12 protein-coding genes and 2 pseudogenes are annotated in these 15,208 nt (G+C 58.8%); 3 read left to right on the top strand and 11 right to left on the bottom strand.

The features are described 5' to 3' along the window. Positions 1-106: 106 nt before the first annotated feature. The gene (gene thiD, locus HLAC_RS14725) at positions 107-1,468 is read right to left on the bottom strand and encodes a bifunctional hydroxymethylpyrimidine kinase/phosphomethylpyrimidine kinase (RefSeq protein ID WP_237583094.1); all 1,362 of its coding nucleotides are present in this window, start codon (positions 1,466-1,468) and stop codon (positions 107-109) included. A gap of 61 nt (positions 1,469-1,529) precedes the next feature. Between thiD and tenA the strand changes: the two genes are divergently transcribed. After that, positions 1,530-2,195 carry a thiaminase II gene (gene tenA / locus HLAC_RS14720; protein ID WP_015911517.1) on the top strand — a complete coding sequence of 222 codons (666 nt, stop codon included), beginning with the start codon at positions 1,530-1,532 and terminating at the stop codon, positions 2,193-2,195. After that, positions 2,168-2,875 (top strand): TenA family protein, encoded by a 708-nt coding sequence (locus tag HLAC_RS14715; protein WP_049933820.1) that lies wholly within the window; start codon positions 2,168-2,170, stop codon positions 2,873-2,875. Before tenA ends, HLAC_RS14715 begins: the two co-directional genes overlap by 28 nt. A 153-nt stretch (positions 2,876-3,028) precedes the next feature. Here the strand turns inward: HLAC_RS14715 and HLAC_RS14710 are convergent, their stop codons facing one another. The 6 genes from HLAC_RS14710 to HLAC_RS14690 form a co-directional block, all read right to left on the bottom strand. After that, entirely contained in the window at positions 3,029-3,307 is a 279-nt protein-coding gene (locus HLAC_RS14710) for a sugar ABC transporter permease (RefSeq protein WP_015911515.1), read from the bottom strand. A gap of 23 nt (positions 3,308-3,330) precedes the next feature. Further along, positions 3,331-3,876 carry an extracellular solute-binding protein gene (locus tag HLAC_RS14705; protein WP_015911514.1) on the bottom strand — a complete coding sequence of 182 codons (546 nt, stop codon included), beginning with the start codon at positions 3,874-3,876 and terminating at the stop codon, positions 3,331-3,333. Positions 3,877-4,043: 167 nt separating this feature from the next. Beyond that, on the bottom strand, positions 4,044-5,210 hold the full coding sequence (locus HLAC_RS14700) for an ISH3-like element ISHla1 family transposase (RefSeq protein ID WP_009486633.1): 1,167 nt from the start codon (positions 5,208-5,210) through the stop codon (positions 4,044-4,046). Between the two features lie 4 nt (positions 5,211-5,214). Continuing rightward, positions 5,215-6,033, bottom strand: a complete 819-nt coding sequence (locus tag HLAC_RS14695; RefSeq protein ID WP_197690650.1) for an ABC transporter substrate-binding protein — start codon at positions 6,031-6,033, stop codon at positions 5,215-5,217. A gap of 296 nt (positions 6,034-6,329) precedes the next feature. Continuing rightward, positions 6,330-6,884 carry a metal-dependent hydrolase gene (locus tag HLAC_RS18005; protein ID WP_015911512.1) on the bottom strand — a complete coding sequence of 185 codons (555 nt, stop codon included), beginning with the start codon at positions 6,882-6,884 and terminating at the stop codon, positions 6,330-6,332. A gap of 82 nt (positions 6,885-6,966) precedes the next feature. Next, positions 6,967-7,896 (bottom strand): sulfide-dependent adenosine diphosphate thiazole synthase, encoded by a 930-nt coding sequence (locus tag HLAC_RS14690; RefSeq protein WP_015911511.1) that lies wholly within the window; start codon positions 7,894-7,896, stop codon positions 6,967-6,969. A gap of 121 nt (positions 7,897-8,017) precedes the next feature. Between HLAC_RS14690 and HLAC_RS14685 the strand changes: the two are divergent. Further along, a pseudogene (locus HLAC_RS14685) lies at positions 8,018-8,851 on the top strand (glutathione S-transferase family protein); the annotation flags it as partial. Positions 8,852-9,012: 161 nt separating this feature from the next. Here the strand turns inward: HLAC_RS14685 and HLAC_RS14680 are convergent. From HLAC_RS14680 to HLAC_RS20015, 4 genes and pseudogenes are all read right to left on the bottom strand, one after another. Further along, entirely contained in the window at positions 9,013-10,179 is a 1,167-nt protein-coding gene (locus HLAC_RS14680) for an ISH3-like element ISHla1 family transposase (protein WP_009486633.1), read from the bottom strand. A 569-nt stretch (positions 10,180-10,748) separates the two neighbouring features. After that, positions 10,749-12,002 (bottom strand): RNA-guided endonuclease InsQ/TnpB family protein, encoded by a 1,254-nt coding sequence (locus HLAC_RS14675; RefSeq protein WP_015911509.1) that lies wholly within the window; start codon positions 12,000-12,002, stop codon positions 10,749-10,751. 273 nt (positions 12,003-12,275) lie between these two features. Beyond that, on the bottom strand, positions 12,276-14,429 hold the full coding sequence (locus tag HLAC_RS14670) for a BGTF surface domain-containing protein (RefSeq protein WP_049933818.1): 2,154 nt from the start codon (positions 14,427-14,429) through the stop codon (positions 12,276-12,278). 393 nt (positions 14,430-14,822) lie between these two features. Beyond that, a pseudogene (locus HLAC_RS20015) lies at positions 14,823-14,918 on the bottom strand (surface glycoprotein); the annotation flags it as partial. Between the last annotated feature and the right edge of the window lie 290 nt (positions 14,919-15,208).

Raw genomic sequence — 15,208 nt, 5'->3', positions numbered from 1 at the left:
CCTGTCCAATCAAACATTTTCGAGTCAAATATCACGGCCTTAGAGTCGGTTATATCGTTCAGTAGCCCTGTATACCGGTAAGAAGAATGTTTTTTGGACAGACTCTTCAGCCGCCCCCGATTACCTCGGCAAGCGCGAGTGCCTGGTCGATAGCCGTCTCCGGGTCGGGTGCGAGGAGCCGCGTGATGGCTTCCTTGCCGAGGTCACCTCGGTCGTAGACGGCAGCGGGCGTTCCGTCAGCACGTTCGAATGCTCGGTGCGCGACCCACCCCATGGTGCTTCCTTCTACATCCGGTTCGGGCTCGGTGGTCCGGTCGAGTTCAACGGCCGGTCCGTCAAGTATGCCGAGCGCGTCCTCAATCTCGTCGTCGAACCGACAGTTGACAGCGAACCGAACCGATGGGTCGAACTCGCGGGCCGACAACAAAAAGCGAGCGACGTGGCTCGATGCGCCGAATCGCACCCCTCGATTAGGATTGATCCCCGACAGGGTTCGGGTAATTCGCCCCTCCACGGCGGCCGTCTCCCCTGGTTCCTCGGCGTAGGGCGTCGCCCCGACGACGTTCATCCCCACCTCGGGTACAAGCCGTGACACGTCGCCCTCGACGAACTGCCGGACGATGCCTTCAACGTCTTCTTGGGTGCGCTGGCGGGCTGCACGCTCGCGTAGTGCCACCATATGATGGACCGACCCAGGCCCTTCGCCCACATCGAGGTGGTAGCGAACGGCCCGTTCGATGAACGAGACGCCGGCATCGACAGCGTCGGCGAGCGGTTCGTCGTGCGCGAGGCGGGTCGTGATTGCGCTCGCGAGCGTACACCCCGAGCCATGGGTCGCGTCAGTATCGACTCGCGGGTGTTCGTATGTTTTGACATCGTCTGCCGTAACGAGTACATCTCGGACTCGGTCAGTAGGGACGTGCCCACCCTTGACGAGCGCGGCATCGACGCCGGTTTCAAGCAGTGCTTTCCCGGCCTGGATTGTCCCCTCGTGATCCGTGAGTTCAATCCCTGTGAGCACCTCGGCTTCATCAGCATTGGGCGTCGTAAGTGCCGCGTGTGCGAGCAGGTCTTCGTAGACGTTCTCGGCGTCGGGAGCGAGCAGACGGTCGCCTGTGGCGGCGACCATCACGGGATCGACGACCACCGGCACGTCGAGGTCGTCGACGTACTCCGTGACGACCGCGATAACGGGCGCAGTTGCGAGCATCCCAGTCTTTACCGCACGGACGTCAAAGTCGGATAGGACAGCGTCGATCTGCGCGTCGATCTCCTCGATGGGGAGGACGTGCGACGACACGACGCCCAGCGTGTTCTGTGCTGTGACGGCCGTGATGGCACTTGTCCCGAATGCTCCGCCCGCCTCTATCGTCTTGAGATCAGCCTGAATCCCGGCGCCGCCACCGGAGTCACTGCCTGCGATCGTGAGCACGACGGGACGTGAGTCGGGAGCTGGCTTGCGCGTCATTATAATAGTATTATACAACTCCATCATAACTCTTTTCGGATCCGTCACCTATTCCACTGCCATGACGTTCACGGACGAAATCCGCGAGGAAGCCGATCGAATGTGGGAGGCCATCCTCGACCATCCGATGGTCCGCGAGCTCGGCCAGGGGACGCTCGACGAAGCGCCGTTTCGGTACTGGGTCCGGCAGGACTACGTTTACCTGATCGAGTACAGCCGGCTATTCGCACTCGGCGCCTCGAAGGCGTCCACGCTCGACCACATGGGAACGTTCGCCGACCTCCTCGAATCGACCGTCACCGTCGAGATGGACCTCCATCGCTCGTACGCTGAAGAGTTCGGCATCGGCGAAGCCGAGCTGGAAGCCACGACTCCGTCGCCGACGACGCGTGCATACACCGACTTCCTCGTGCGCACCGCGGCGCTCGGAACGTTCGGTGATACTGTGGCCGCCCTCCTGCCGTGCATGTGGGGATTTAACGAAACGGGCACGCGCCTCGCTGCGAGCGGCGAGTCGGACGACGAGCGGTACGCCACGTGGATCGACATGTACTCGGGCGAGGAGTTCACGGAACTCACGGACTGGTGCAAGGGACTGATGAACGACGTAGCCACTAATGCGACCGAGAGCGACCGTGAGCGTTACCGCGAGTTGTTCGTCACGTCGGCGCGCTACGAGTACCGGTTCTGGGACGCCGCATGGCGCCAGGAGGCGTGGGAGGTGTGACCGCCACGTTCGATGCGTACGCGACCGATCGGACAGACGCGCGATTCACAGACTGGCTGCGAGCGCGATCGGAACCGGACTGGACCGACGCCGTCGAACACCGCTTCGTGCATGAACTCGCCGACGGGACGGTCGATGACGCCGTCTTCCGGCGCTACCTCGTCCAAGATTACGCGTTTGTGTGGACGCTCACCGGCGTGTTCGGCTACGCGGTCGGTCAAGCGCCGACTATGGACGCCAAGGCCTCGTTGACCGGCTTCCTCGGGACGTTGACCGACGAGGAGAACGACTACTTCGAGCGTTCGTTTGACGCACTGGGAGTGTCCCCTGACGAGCGAACAGATCCTGTGCCAGCCGACGCTACCGAGGCGTTCGAAGACCTGCTGACCCGAGCCGCGCTCGAAGGGGAGTACGAGGAGACGCTCGCGGTGTTGGTGCCAGCGGAATGGATCTACCTGACATGGGCAACAGCGGCCTCAGGAGTCCCCGAGGAGTTCTATCTGCGCGAGTGGATCGAGCTTCACGACACGTCCGAATTCGAGGCGTTCGTCGCGTGGCTGCGAAGCGAACTCGACGAGTACGGACCGAAGCTCGGCGAGCGCCGACAGCATCGCGTCCAGAGACTCTTCTGCCGAACCGTGGCTCTCGAAATCGCGTTCTTCGAGATGGCCTACGCTTGATATCCTCCCCGCGCTGAATCAAGGGCGAGGCTTTAGCCTTGCATCTTCAGTAACCGCAGTCGCGTCCCGACCACCACCGATTCCTGCGCTTTGGTCCGCTCTGACATCTCGTGCCCGTAGGGTCCTCGCTATCCAGTGGGACGTTCACGTCTGTCACCCCATTGTGTTCGTCGTGAACGAAACGAAGTTGGGGCTGAACACTCCTAACACGGCATCGCCTCCCTCCCGGGCGAACAGGAGCCGCCGGAAGTTCCGGAGCCCGACGAACTCCATCTCGCTGGTGACGGGGTTCCGGAACTGCAGGCTACTGAGAAGCAGCTTAACCGTCGGGTAGACGATGATCGCCGCTATCCAGATGAGCGTCGGCCCAACGGTCAGCGGTACGAACAGCCTGTCGAGTTTCCGACGCAGGTCATTTTTTTCTACCGACATAATAAATATAAAAGTATTTGCCCTTAGATCAGGCCGATGTCTTGGTAGAGGCGTTCGATGTTGGCGTAGGCATCTTCGAGTGCGGCTCGGGGTTCTTTATTACCCAGCAACGCCTGAGTGATCTGTTCGTTGAGGTAATCGTCGACCTGTGGCTGAGCCATGTAGTTCTCGCCCTGCGCGTTTTCGAGATTGAACCGCATGTCATCGAGCAGTTCGGAGGGGTACTCTGCCTGAATCTCGTCGTCCTCGTAGACGTCCGGGACGACGCTGGGGTTCCCTTCGACGAGCATGTTGTTTTTCGACGAACTGCGGGTGGTCATGAACCGCGCGAACTCCTTGGCAGCGTCCTTTCGCTCGGAGAACGCCGAGACGCTGATCCCGTTCGTGTCTTGGAACGTGGCGCGCGACTCGGGCCCTTTCGGCGGTCGTGCGCTCCCGAGTCGACCGTCTTCCCATTCGCTGATCGCGCGGGAGCCGAGCGGCGTCCACGATTCGACCGTCGCGTACTGACCGGCGACGAAGTTGTCACCGATCCCACCCTCGCCCAGACTCAGTACCTCACAAAGCATCCTCGGCTAGCTGTTTCTGCGGCCTGAGTTCTGTGTCGAAGCGGTTGTACTGACGGTCTCGACGAGAGAATTACGGACGGATCGACGGAGAGCTGTCGCTGTCGGCGGCGGTCAGCCGCCGACGCGACAGCGTCGCCACTCACTCCGCTGGCTTGCTCGGTCGGTGGTTAGCGGTGGAATCGGTCGTCAGGTGGCCGATTCGCGGGGACGGCCCGACGCACCGCGAGGGCCGTCCACGCAGCTCGTCGAATCATATTGACGAACTCCTTGTACGGCCACCACCAGAGGCGACGCCCGCCTCGGCGGGGCGTCGCCACATACTCGTAGTGAAGGTACCGCCAGACGTTCTGTAAGAGGAGACTCACCACCACGTACAGCAGCCGTACCGTTGGATCTCGTGTTGTCGTTGTCGCTATCGCTTGCTCAAACAAGCGATAGCTTGACTCGATACCGAAGCGTTTCGAGTAGTGGTATCGAGCGTCCCGTGGTGAGTCGATGAACGGCGCGTCAGCGGCGTAGCCGTGACGCGCCACACCGTTCTCGTCATACTTCCCATTTAGGTACGTACAGTCGATGTAGACGGGAAAATCGACGGTCCAGCTGTGACCGTCGAGTTTCCCCGTCAGATCATGCTGAATGACGCGACTCCATCCTTCCGAGAGCTCTTGCTGAATCGCCTCACCCCACCGGATGATCGGGATCACGTACGCGTAATTGTGCGCCTGAAGCAGCGTGAGACACTTACTGTCGTAGAATCCGCGATCAAGGTAGACGGCCTTGACCCCGGCGTCAAGGCCGTCGAGGACACCGAAGAACTCAGCGAGGACACTACTTGCGGTATCGCCGTCTTTGAGACGGCGTACCGCCAGCGTGTAGCGTTTGTTCTTCACACGCGCGTAGAGTGTGGCATAGGCGTGGAACGCAGTGGTTCCACGCTTCGCTACCGAGTGATAGAGGCCGTCTGTGTCGTCTTCGTCACCGTAGTAGGGCCGCAGGTGGAGGTCTGCGCAGACCTCCACCTGTTCGGGGAGCAATTCATCGAGATCCTTTCGCAGGAGCGTGTTAGCGACTCGTTCGAGCCGTTCCGGCTCGAACTTCGTCCGAAGATGGTAGAGGACCGTGTTCCCAGCGGGTGAGTTCTGGCTCGACGCACAGAGCGTAGAGACAGAGGTCCCGTCGGCGCAAGCGCCGACGAGGACCTCATAGATGTCTTCAGCAGTGATTTCAGCGTTATTGGCTAACGAGAGCGAAACTTCCTCGTCAAGGCGGTTGACGAGAAAGTTAAGAAGCTGGTCCTCGTGGATCTCACCGTCTGCTTGTTTGGTTTTAGACACACCTTCAGCAAGCAGACGTTCTAACTAAGCGGCTTTGTGAAGTACTGAGACTGGACATGCCGTCGGGGATGATGTTCCGCTCGCGGAGTTGGTCGAAGAACTCCAACACTTCGACGCCCTCCTCGACGAACGTTGGTTCGTTGCTGTCGTTGAACAGCTGCCCGCCCGCCTGATACAGGAACTGCTTGAACGTGAACACTGACTTATCGGACCACGTGAACGCGAAGCCCGCCTTGTCGTCGCTCGCGAGCTGTTCACCCTGTTCAAGCACCTCGTCCCACGTGTCCGGTGGTGATTCGAATCCCTGTTGTTCGAGATACTGCTGGTCGTAGAGGTAGCTGCCCCATTTGCCGAACTCCGGGGCCATATACGTCTGACCGTCGAACTGAACCAGATTCGTGAGCGAATCCGGGAACTTAGACATGTGGTCATCGCCGAGTCCGAGCGGTTCGAGCCATCCGGAGCTGACGAAGTCGGCGAGCCACCACGTCGGACCGTTGAACGCGTCGACCTTGTTGTCCTCGTTCCGCCAGATCGTGGTGAGGCTGGTTTTTAGATTGCTCCACGGAACCTCGTTGACCTCCACGCTGATTCCGGTCTCTTCTTCGAACCGTTCGATGTTCGTTTCCGTTCCGGGGTCGAACTCCAGTGACCCGGAGTTGTAGAACACGATCTCATCGGCCATCGATTCGGATCCGGAGCCCGCTGTCGCGCCGGACGAGCCGCTGTCGTTGGAATCAGTACACCCTGCAAGCGCAACTGCACCGGTCGCTCCCACGCCGGTGATGAACCGACGACGAGTTTTGTAGTGTGTATCTTTCATGCAAATAATCATGCTAAACCCATACATAATAAATCCTGTGGATTGTTTTTCGTATACAATCATCGTCTGTGATCTTGAATAATCGCAAAATGACGTTTATAGCCGCTATAAGTCCTTTTTAGCGGCATTTAGTGTATTATCTACCGTAACTGGTATCGATCATACGACCTCGCATCTATCTCATTTTGATTGTTTCCGATCATCATTCTGCGTAAGTATAGAGGGGCCCCGTTGCTGGCGACACCGTCACTGAATCGTCGACAGAGGTTTCAGTAGGGTTCAGTTACTACTCGGGGTTACGATCCACATCCCAAACAGCCGACAACTACCCGCTGTATACTTTCATGACTGCCTGTCGCAAGTAGCGTCAGTGTTAGGATCACGACGCCAGCCGCGAAACAGAGTCGGTTCGCCCGCGGATTTTTCGACGGTGTCAACTCTGCTGTATAGTGCCACGCTGAGAGCGGGCGAAACGGCCAGACACCCATCGGCGTGAGCATATCTCCGGCCAGATGGCCCAGCACCGTGAGCGTCGACACCGTGCCGAACCAACCAGCCACCCAAACCGGTGGTAGTGAGTGGCTACTCCCGACGATAGCACCGCCAGCGACCGCGCTAACACCGGCGACGAGAGCAGTTACGAGACCGACACCGAGAGCGAACCAGACGGTGTGGGTCGGGCCGCGATGGTCGAGTCGGTCGGTGTAGGTGTCGAGATCCGGTAGTGGCGCGAGCACGATCATCAGCAGTCCGGTAAGCGCTGCCACCGCTGGCTGGCCAGTCGACAGCAACAGCCACGCAAGCGGCGCGTACAACAGCAGCGAGATGCCGACGTGGCCCAGCACGTACATACGGCCCGTTGGCTCGCAGTCGACAAGAGCGGTTCGGCAACGGGAGGTGGGAGGGAGAGTGCGTGGGGGGAGCAGAAGGGAGTTAGTCGTCAGCAGGCGACGGGGCGACCGAGAAGTCGACCGCCGAGCCGTCTTCGCCGAGTTCGTCAAGCGCGATGGAGGCAGCGCGCTTGCCGGACAGCAGCATGGCACCGAACGTTGGGCCCATCCGCGGCAGGCCATGGGTGGTCGCCGTGGCAAGACCGGTGGCGATCACGCCGTCGTGGACTTTGCCAGTCTCCTCGACGACGACGTCTTCGCTCTCGGTGATCCACATCGAGTCGTGGCCCGGCGAGTCGTGACCGGGCGCACCGTATTCGCCGTCCTCGCTCTGGTCCATCCCGGTGTTGTGCTCCTCAGCGTGGCTGATTCCTTTCGCGTCGAGGACGCCACGTTCCTGGAGTTTCGAGACGACGACGGCCTCGTGGCCGGTGGCGTCGATAACGAGTTCGGATTCGACGGCGATTGGGTCGACACACGTGAGCTCACGTGGGAGGGCGTGGACTGGCGTCCAGTTCATGACAATGCCAGCGACGCGGTGGTTCTCTCGAACGACGATGTCGGTGAACTCGGTCATGTTCTGGATTTTGGCACCGGCATCGCAGGCCGCGTTGATAAGCGCCGAACAGGCGTGGGGGCCTTTGGCGGTGTGGAGCCCCTCTACCTCCTCGCTTTCCTGATGCGGCACGTCGAGTTCGTCGAGCACTTCGTCGGCCGGTTCGCGGACGGTGAGCGTGTTCATCAGGAAGCCACCGAGCCAGAAGCCGCCGCCGAGATAGTTGTTTTTCTCGACGACCATGACCTTCACACCCTGTTCGGCGAGCTCCTTGGCGGCCATCAGCCCCGAGGGACCGCCACCGACGATGATGACGTCGCTTTCGGTGTAATCCATGAACTCGTCGGCGAACTCTTCGGTGATCGCTCGCGTGACTTCCGCCTCGCCTGCTCTGCTGAATCCGTTGAACTGTGTCATACCACTTAGTGATATCTCCCGGTGGTACAAGTGGTTTGTGGTCGGTCGGTTTCTCGGAGTGGTAACACTGACACAACCGCGAACAACCCTTTTGAGCGCTGCTCTCCTACTATCGGTACTAATGAATATGCTCGTCGACGGCGAGTGGCGAACCGACATGTTTCAGGCGACCAACGAGGAGGGGGCTTTCGAGCGGCAGACGACCCCGTTCAGGAACTGGATTGCTGGCTCCGACGTGCCGGAGCACATTGAGGCCGAACCGGACGACCGCTTCGAGGCTGAGGCCGGTCGCTACCACCTCTACGTGAGTTATGCCTGTCCGTGGGCCCACCGCACCCTGCTCATTCGGGCGCTGATGGGACTTGAAGACGCCATCGACATCTCGGTAGTCGACCCCTATCGCGACGATGACGGCTGGCAGTTCACCCCCGAGAAGGAGGGGTGTACCGAGGACAAACTCTACAGGAGCGACTATCTCCGTGAACTGTACGTCGAGGCCGACCCCGACGCCACCTGCCGGGTGACCGTCCCGGTGCTGTGGGACACGAAAGAAGAGACCATCGTCAACAACGAGTCACGCGAAATCATTCGGATGCTCTCGACTGGGTTCGGCGACGTGGCCGAGCGGGACGTCGACCTCGCGCCCGAAGCGATCCGCGAGGAGGTCGACGAGATCATCACCGATATCTACGAGCCGATCAACAACGGGGTCTACCGGGCCGGATTCGCGACCAAACAGGGCCCCTACGACGAGGCCGTCGACGAACTGTTCGACGCCCTCGACCACTGGGATTCGGTCCTCGAAGACCAACGGTTCCTCGCTGGCGACCAGTTGACCGAGGCCGACATCTGCATGTTTACGACCCTCATTCGGTTCGATCACGTCTACCATACACACTTCATGTGTAACGTGCAGTACATCCACCAGTATCAGTACCTCACAAAGCATCCTCGGCTAGCTGTTTCTGCGGCCTGAGTTCTGTGTCGAAGCGGTTGTACTGACGGTCTCGACGAGAGAATTACGGACGGATCGACGGAGAGCTGTCGCTGTCGGCGGCGGTCAGCCGCCGACGCGACAGCGTCGCCACTCACTCCGCTGGCTTGCTCGGTCGGTGGTTAGCGGTGGAATCGGTCGTCAGGTGGCCGATTCGCGGGGACGGCCCGACGCACCGCGAGGGCCGTCCACGCAGCTCGTCGAATCATATTGACGAACTCCTTGTACGGCCACCACCAGAGGCGACGCCCGCCTCGGCGGGGCGTCGCCACATACTCGTAGTGAAGGTACCGCCAGACGTTCTGTAAGAGGAGACTCACCACCACGTACAGCAGCCGTACCGTTGGATCTCGTGTTGTCGTTGTCGCTATCGCTTGCTCAAACAAGCGATAGCTTGACTCGATACCGAAGCGTTTCGAGTAGTGGTATCGAGCGTCCCGTGGTGAGTCGATGAACGGCGCGTCAGCGGCGTAGCCGTGACGCGCCACACCGTTCTCGTCATACTTCCCATTTAGGTACGTACAGTCGATGTAGACGGGAAAATCGACGGTCCAGCTGTGACCGTCGAGTTTCCCCGTCAGATCATGCTGAATGACGCGACTCCATCCTTCCGAGAGCTCTTGCTGAATCGCCTCACCCCACCGGATGATCGGGATCACGTACGCGTAATTGTGCGCCTGAAGCAGCGTGAGACACTTACTGTCGTAGAATCCGCGATCAAGGTAGACGGCCTTGACCCCGGCGTCAAGGCCGTCGAGGACACCGAAGAACTCAGCGAGGACACTACTTGCGGTATCGCCGTCTTTGAGACGGCGTACCGCCAGCGTGTAGCGTTTGTTCTTCACACGCGCGTAGAGTGTGGCATAGGCGTGGAACGCAGTGGTTCCACGCTTCGCTACCGAGTGATAGAGGCCGTCTGTGTCGTCTTCGTCACCGTAGTAGGGCCGCAGGTGGAGGTCTGCGCAGACCTCCACCTGTTCGGGGAGCAATTCATCGAGATCCTTTCGCAGGAGCGTGTTAGCGACTCGTTCGAGCCGTTCCGGCTCGAACTTCGTCCGAAGATGGTAGAGGACCGTGTTCCCAGCGGGTGAGTTCTGGCTCGACGCACAGAGCGTAGAGACAGAGGTCCCGTCGGCGCAAGCGCCGACGAGGACCTCATAGATGTCTTCAGCAGTGATTTCAGCGTTATTGGCTAACGAGAGCGAAACTTCCTCGTCAAGGCGGTTGACGAGAAAGTTAAGAAGCTGGTCCTCGTGGATCTCACCGTCTGCTTGTTTGGTTTTAGACACACCTTCAGCAAGCAGACGTTCTAACTAAGCGGCTTTGTGAAGTACTGATATTCGTTCCCAACACACAATCCGACTCGTCTTGTTTGGGAAATCCTATCTCTTCTACAAGACGCACTCATCGAGGAAAACGACACGTAGTGAACGGGTGGATTCAAAATTATGAATCCGGGGGAGTATCGAAGGCCTCAGATCACGTGGCCAGTTGTTCACTGAGCGGCCAGCAACCCTGATACTTCCGTGAGGGATCCACCAAACACTCGAATCCAGACTTCACCTTCGCGAGGTGCAATCCTTCATACGAATGAGGAACATAAAACTCTGTCCCAATCACCGGATAGAGATGGCCTAACCCTGTTTTTCGGTGGAATAGTGTGAGTAGGTGAAATAGAAAGAATTGGTGTGATATGTGAAATAGAAGAAATTTCGGCGATAGGCATAATAGGCGTAATAGATAAAATAGGCAAACCGGGTGAGATACCCAGATTCGGCATAAGAGACTTACAGCACGTGACATCCTCCCCGGCGTAAACGCCGGGGCTTCCCGTACCGCAGGTGGGATATTTGCTGGTCTACGACACGGCTTGTTCTCTCGTGTGAAACGTCCCGATCTCGCGGTCGAACAAGTATGTCGATGGCTGTGCCACACAGCCGTTACTCCTATCCTCTCCGTGAGGACTCGGAGTTATCTTCTGACGCATGTTCTCCGCCCCGTTGCAATCCGCGTTCCCAACCAAACCGCACGACGAGCAGACGTACAACCCACGCTCGACACGGTTCTCCTTCGTGTCGTCACCACAGTTCGAGCAGGTCTTTGAGGTGTTCCACTCGTTCTCCTTCAACACCTCGACACCGTGAATCTCGCCTTTGTACGCGAGGTACTGGTAGATGCGGTCGAACGCCCACGAGTGTAACTTCTTGTTCCCAGTTTTGCCCCAGTCTGAATCTCGCACGTCTTCGGGCCAACTCACCGCGAGTGTACCAACACCGCGTTCGACACACTCTGTGATGATGGTGTCTGAGAGGACGTGGTAGAAGTGTGTTTCGCGGTCAGCGAGTTTCCGACGCGCCCACATCGACTTCTCCGAGGGGCCGTTCTCACCTTCGGTGTCGTACTCGGCTCGTTTGAAGTAGTGCTTGTCTTCTTTGAGCGAGTTACCGGGGTAGAGAACGTATTCGTCCGGGAAGGCGATCGTGGCGATGTTCTTGATGCCAAGGTCAATCCCCGCCACTTCGTCGCCTGCTGGGTCGGCAGATTCGAGTTCGACTTTGCAGACGAAGTGCAGTTCCCACTCGTCGCCGTTCCAGACGGCGCGAACGTTCTGCACTCGGTTGACTTCAGAGAGGTCAATGTCAGGGCGCGTCTGGTACTCGCAGAGAATGAAGTCCGACCAGTATTCTTTCAGGTTCGAGCCTTTCGAGAGCCGGACGCGGTTGTTCTCGGGGTCGTGTTTGAATCCGTCTTCTTTGAATGTCACCGTGGAACGCGGTCGGGTGTCGCCGTGTTTGCGGTAGCCGGGTGGATTCGCCTCGTCAAACTTGTGTCGCAGGTCGAACCACGACTGGAAAGCGTCAGAAAGTTCTTCGATGACTTTCTGACTGGATTGCGCGTTCAAGTCTTTCCAGCACGACCGGTTCTTCATACACGATTTCAGAACGCCCTCGTCTGGGATTTCTCCGGTTACATCCCAGATTCGGTCAACTGTCCATCGTGCGACGTTCCAGATTTTCGAGGCGGAATCCCCGAGCGAATCCAGACCATCAGACACCTGCCGATGGTTCTGGATAGAACCAACGTAGGTGCGCGTGACGGTGAGATTCGCCATACATAGCCTATGTAGAACCAGTTACTTAATAGTGTCGATTACCGTGGAATATCCGGCCAGAGTGTCATCGGTGGACTGGTCAGCAAGTGTCGGATTCACGCCCGCCGTAAACGGCGGGATTCTCTCCTTGTGAAAAGATAGCTGTGGGTATCTGCATCACGGCGCGAGTGAGTACCGTCGCTCGGCACGTGAGTGCGATAAAGAAAACCGCAAGGAGTCGGCCCGCGTGGGCCGATAGTTGGTTAGCGCGAAGTCGCGGTCCGCGTAGCGATGTTACTCGTTACGGCGGGTCGCGAGGAGCGCGGCGGCGATGAGCGCGACGAGAGCGACGATGGCGCCGAAGCCAGGCGTGTCGTCCTCAGTCGTGCTGTCATCTCCGCTGGAGGAGTCGTCCTCACTGGAAGAGTCGTCCTCGCTGGAGGAGTCGTCCTCGCTGGACGAGTCGTCGTCCGTGGAGTCATCATCCGTGGTGGAGTCGTCCTCGGTGGACGAGTCGTCATCCGTTGCGGAGTCGTCGTCCGTGGTGGAGTCGTCCTCGGTGGAGTCGTCGTCGGTACCGTCGTCGACCGCTTCGACGACCGTGCCGTCAACTTCGACAGCGTCGTTCAGGCCCAGCTGCTGGACACGGAACGTGTACTCGTCACCAACGGACTGGCCGCTGAAGTCGAACTCAGTGGACCAGCTGCCGTCAGCGGACACGTTAACGTCGCTGTTTGTCTTGACGAACGAGGGCTGCGTTCCACTGGCGGAGCGGGAGCGAACAGTGAAGTCCGTACCCGGGGCCACGTTCGTCGTACCCGTCACTTCTTCGCTGTCAGTGTTCGAGACGTTGTACGGGTCCTCATCGAATTCAGCCGTGCGCTCTTCGATCGAGAACGGAGTCGTAACCTCCTGGTGGAGATCTTCGAACTCGCTCTTGTCGGTATCGTCTTCAGGGTTGAGTAACCGTTCACTCGTCACCGTGAATTCGACGTCGAACTCGTAGTCCTCGCTGTTGTCCAGCGAATCGCCGTCCACAGTGATGTCGCTGGTGTCAAGGACGAGGTAGTACTCGTCGTTCTCCTCATCGACAAGGATGTCGAAGTTATCCGAGTCGATGTCAACGGTATCGCGCTGCGCGTTCGGGCCGGCACTTGCGCGCGTCTCGCGGATGCGCAGGTCGAGCGCCTGACCGCCGAGGTTCTCGTTGTCCAGAGTAGTGAGGTTGGCGAACTGCACGCTCTCGTCATCACTACCCGTGAGGTCGCCCGCTGCTGCGAGCGCACCGGACAGGCCGCTTGCGCTGATCTGGTGGATGCTCACGTCGTTGTGCGCGACCGTGCCAGTCTGCGTGATCAGGTCGCTTTCAACGGCGCCCGTGAGCGTCTCAAGCTGCTCGTCCTCATCGGCGTCGAGGACATCGTTCGCGTTGCTGTCGGAGGCAGTCCAGATCTGAATGCCATCCGTGGAGCGCTCTTCGATGAAGAGCGTCGCAACGTCGTCCGAGTTGTCGAGGGTCTCGGCCGGGTCGTTGGATGCGCTCGACGAGGAGATGTCGTAGTCGCCCGTTGCGAGAATTCCGCTCAGCTGTTCTGCTTCTTCGACGTTGATGTTGTCGTCGTCGTCGGCATCAACGATAGTCACGGCGTCCGTGGCAGCAACACCGTCGCCAGCTGCGTAGGTGTTGAATGCCAGGGTGATCTGATCATCGTCACCGAAGTCGGTGATGGAGACGTTTGCCTGGTAGCCGAAGTCGTCCTGGCCACCAACGACCACAGTACCGGAGTTCGTTGCTCCGTCAGCCGTCACATTGAATTCAACAATGTCGCCCTGCTGCTGGGTGAGGCTGGACTGTTCAATGTTGACTTCACCGTCAGCCACATCTTCCACGGTGACACTCGACGTGTCTTCCGCGGTCGTGTCAGTGACGGAGGTTTCGAACTCGTATTCGCCTGCGTCAACATCCGTGAAGTTCAGCGTGTGGTCGCCTTCAGCGTCCGAGAGCACGATGAGGTCGTCCTCGTCGTCTTCGGTCACGTCTTCCTCATCGAACGCACCGGAGTTCGTGAAGATGTTGGCGAGTTCTTCGGCGTCGAGGCCGTCGGCGCTGACTTCAACATCGTAGGTGTTCCGCTGGCTGGAGCTGATATCGAAGTCAACTTCGTCTTCACCATCAACGTTGCCGACAGAGTCCTCGTCGAACTCCGTCGAAAGGCCCTGAGTGACGACCTCGAAGGTCGTTTCAGCGCTGACGTCGTTACCACGCGTCTGATTGGTGACCGCGTAGACACCCGGTTCGAGGTCATCCGTGTCGAAGGACACAGTCTCGACACCGTAGGAGTCCTGAGTCGTAAGAGCCTGTTCGAGACCACCGATTTCGCTCGCTGTCTCACTCGTGTCGATCGAACGGAGTTCCAGATCGCTGGTGTCAGCGAACTGCCCCGTCACGTTCTGTGTCAGTTCCTGACCCTGGAACTGGGTTGTGCCAGTAACCAGTGCATCCGAGTAAACGACCGCACTGGAGGAGTTTACGATATTACTGGCGTTGACAACGGAGTTACCAACGGTCTGCGTAGAAGCGCTATCGTTGGTGAGATGTGCTGTGTGAGCACCCGGGAACCCGCCGTCGTCCTCAACTTCAACGTCAATGCTGCCAGCAGAGTCTACATTTTCAACGCCAGCAACAGTCGTGTTGCCGGAGGAGTCATTGTAGGTAATGATGACAGAACCATCAACTCCTGTTGTCCCGTCATGTGTAATAGTTGCTGTTACGTTACCATCATCTCCGAGCTCTTGGTCACTAAATGTAATATCCTCACCGCCACCGACCGCTGCCGCGGGAGCAGCAGCAAAGCCAAGAGCGACCATGGAGACGACCATGATAGCCGCGAAGAAGACCGCGTTGGCCTTCGTGCGATAGTTTGTATCGTTTGTCATTGTATGTTGTTTCGTTCTGCGTCGCGACACCCGTGCTTTGCCCTCTCCTTACTCGCCCGTTCGTTATCGACCGACACTGCGTCGAGGGCGCGACCGGACTTGGATCGAATTACTCGCAATCGGCGTCGCATTGTACCGGGTAGGGCTGCACCTGTACCAACTGTCGTCGGGTATAAATGCTTTGTGTGGCTATCCACGGTGTGTGAACGCCCCGCACGCCCGGGAGCGAGCGTCAGACGCCCGTTTTCAAAGATCGGGTGTGACAGCCACACGCTCTCGTGACGCGAGAG

Origin of the sequence: Halorubrum lacusprofundi ATCC 49239 (genome assembly GCF_000022205.1) — an archaeon.
In the GTDB taxonomy this organism is placed as follows: Archaea; Halobacteriota; Halobacteria; order Halobacteriales; family Haloferacaceae; genus Halorubrum; species Halorubrum lacusprofundi.
Note: the sequence above shows the minus strand (reverse complement) of the source record. Positions and strands in the feature narration are given on the sequence as shown.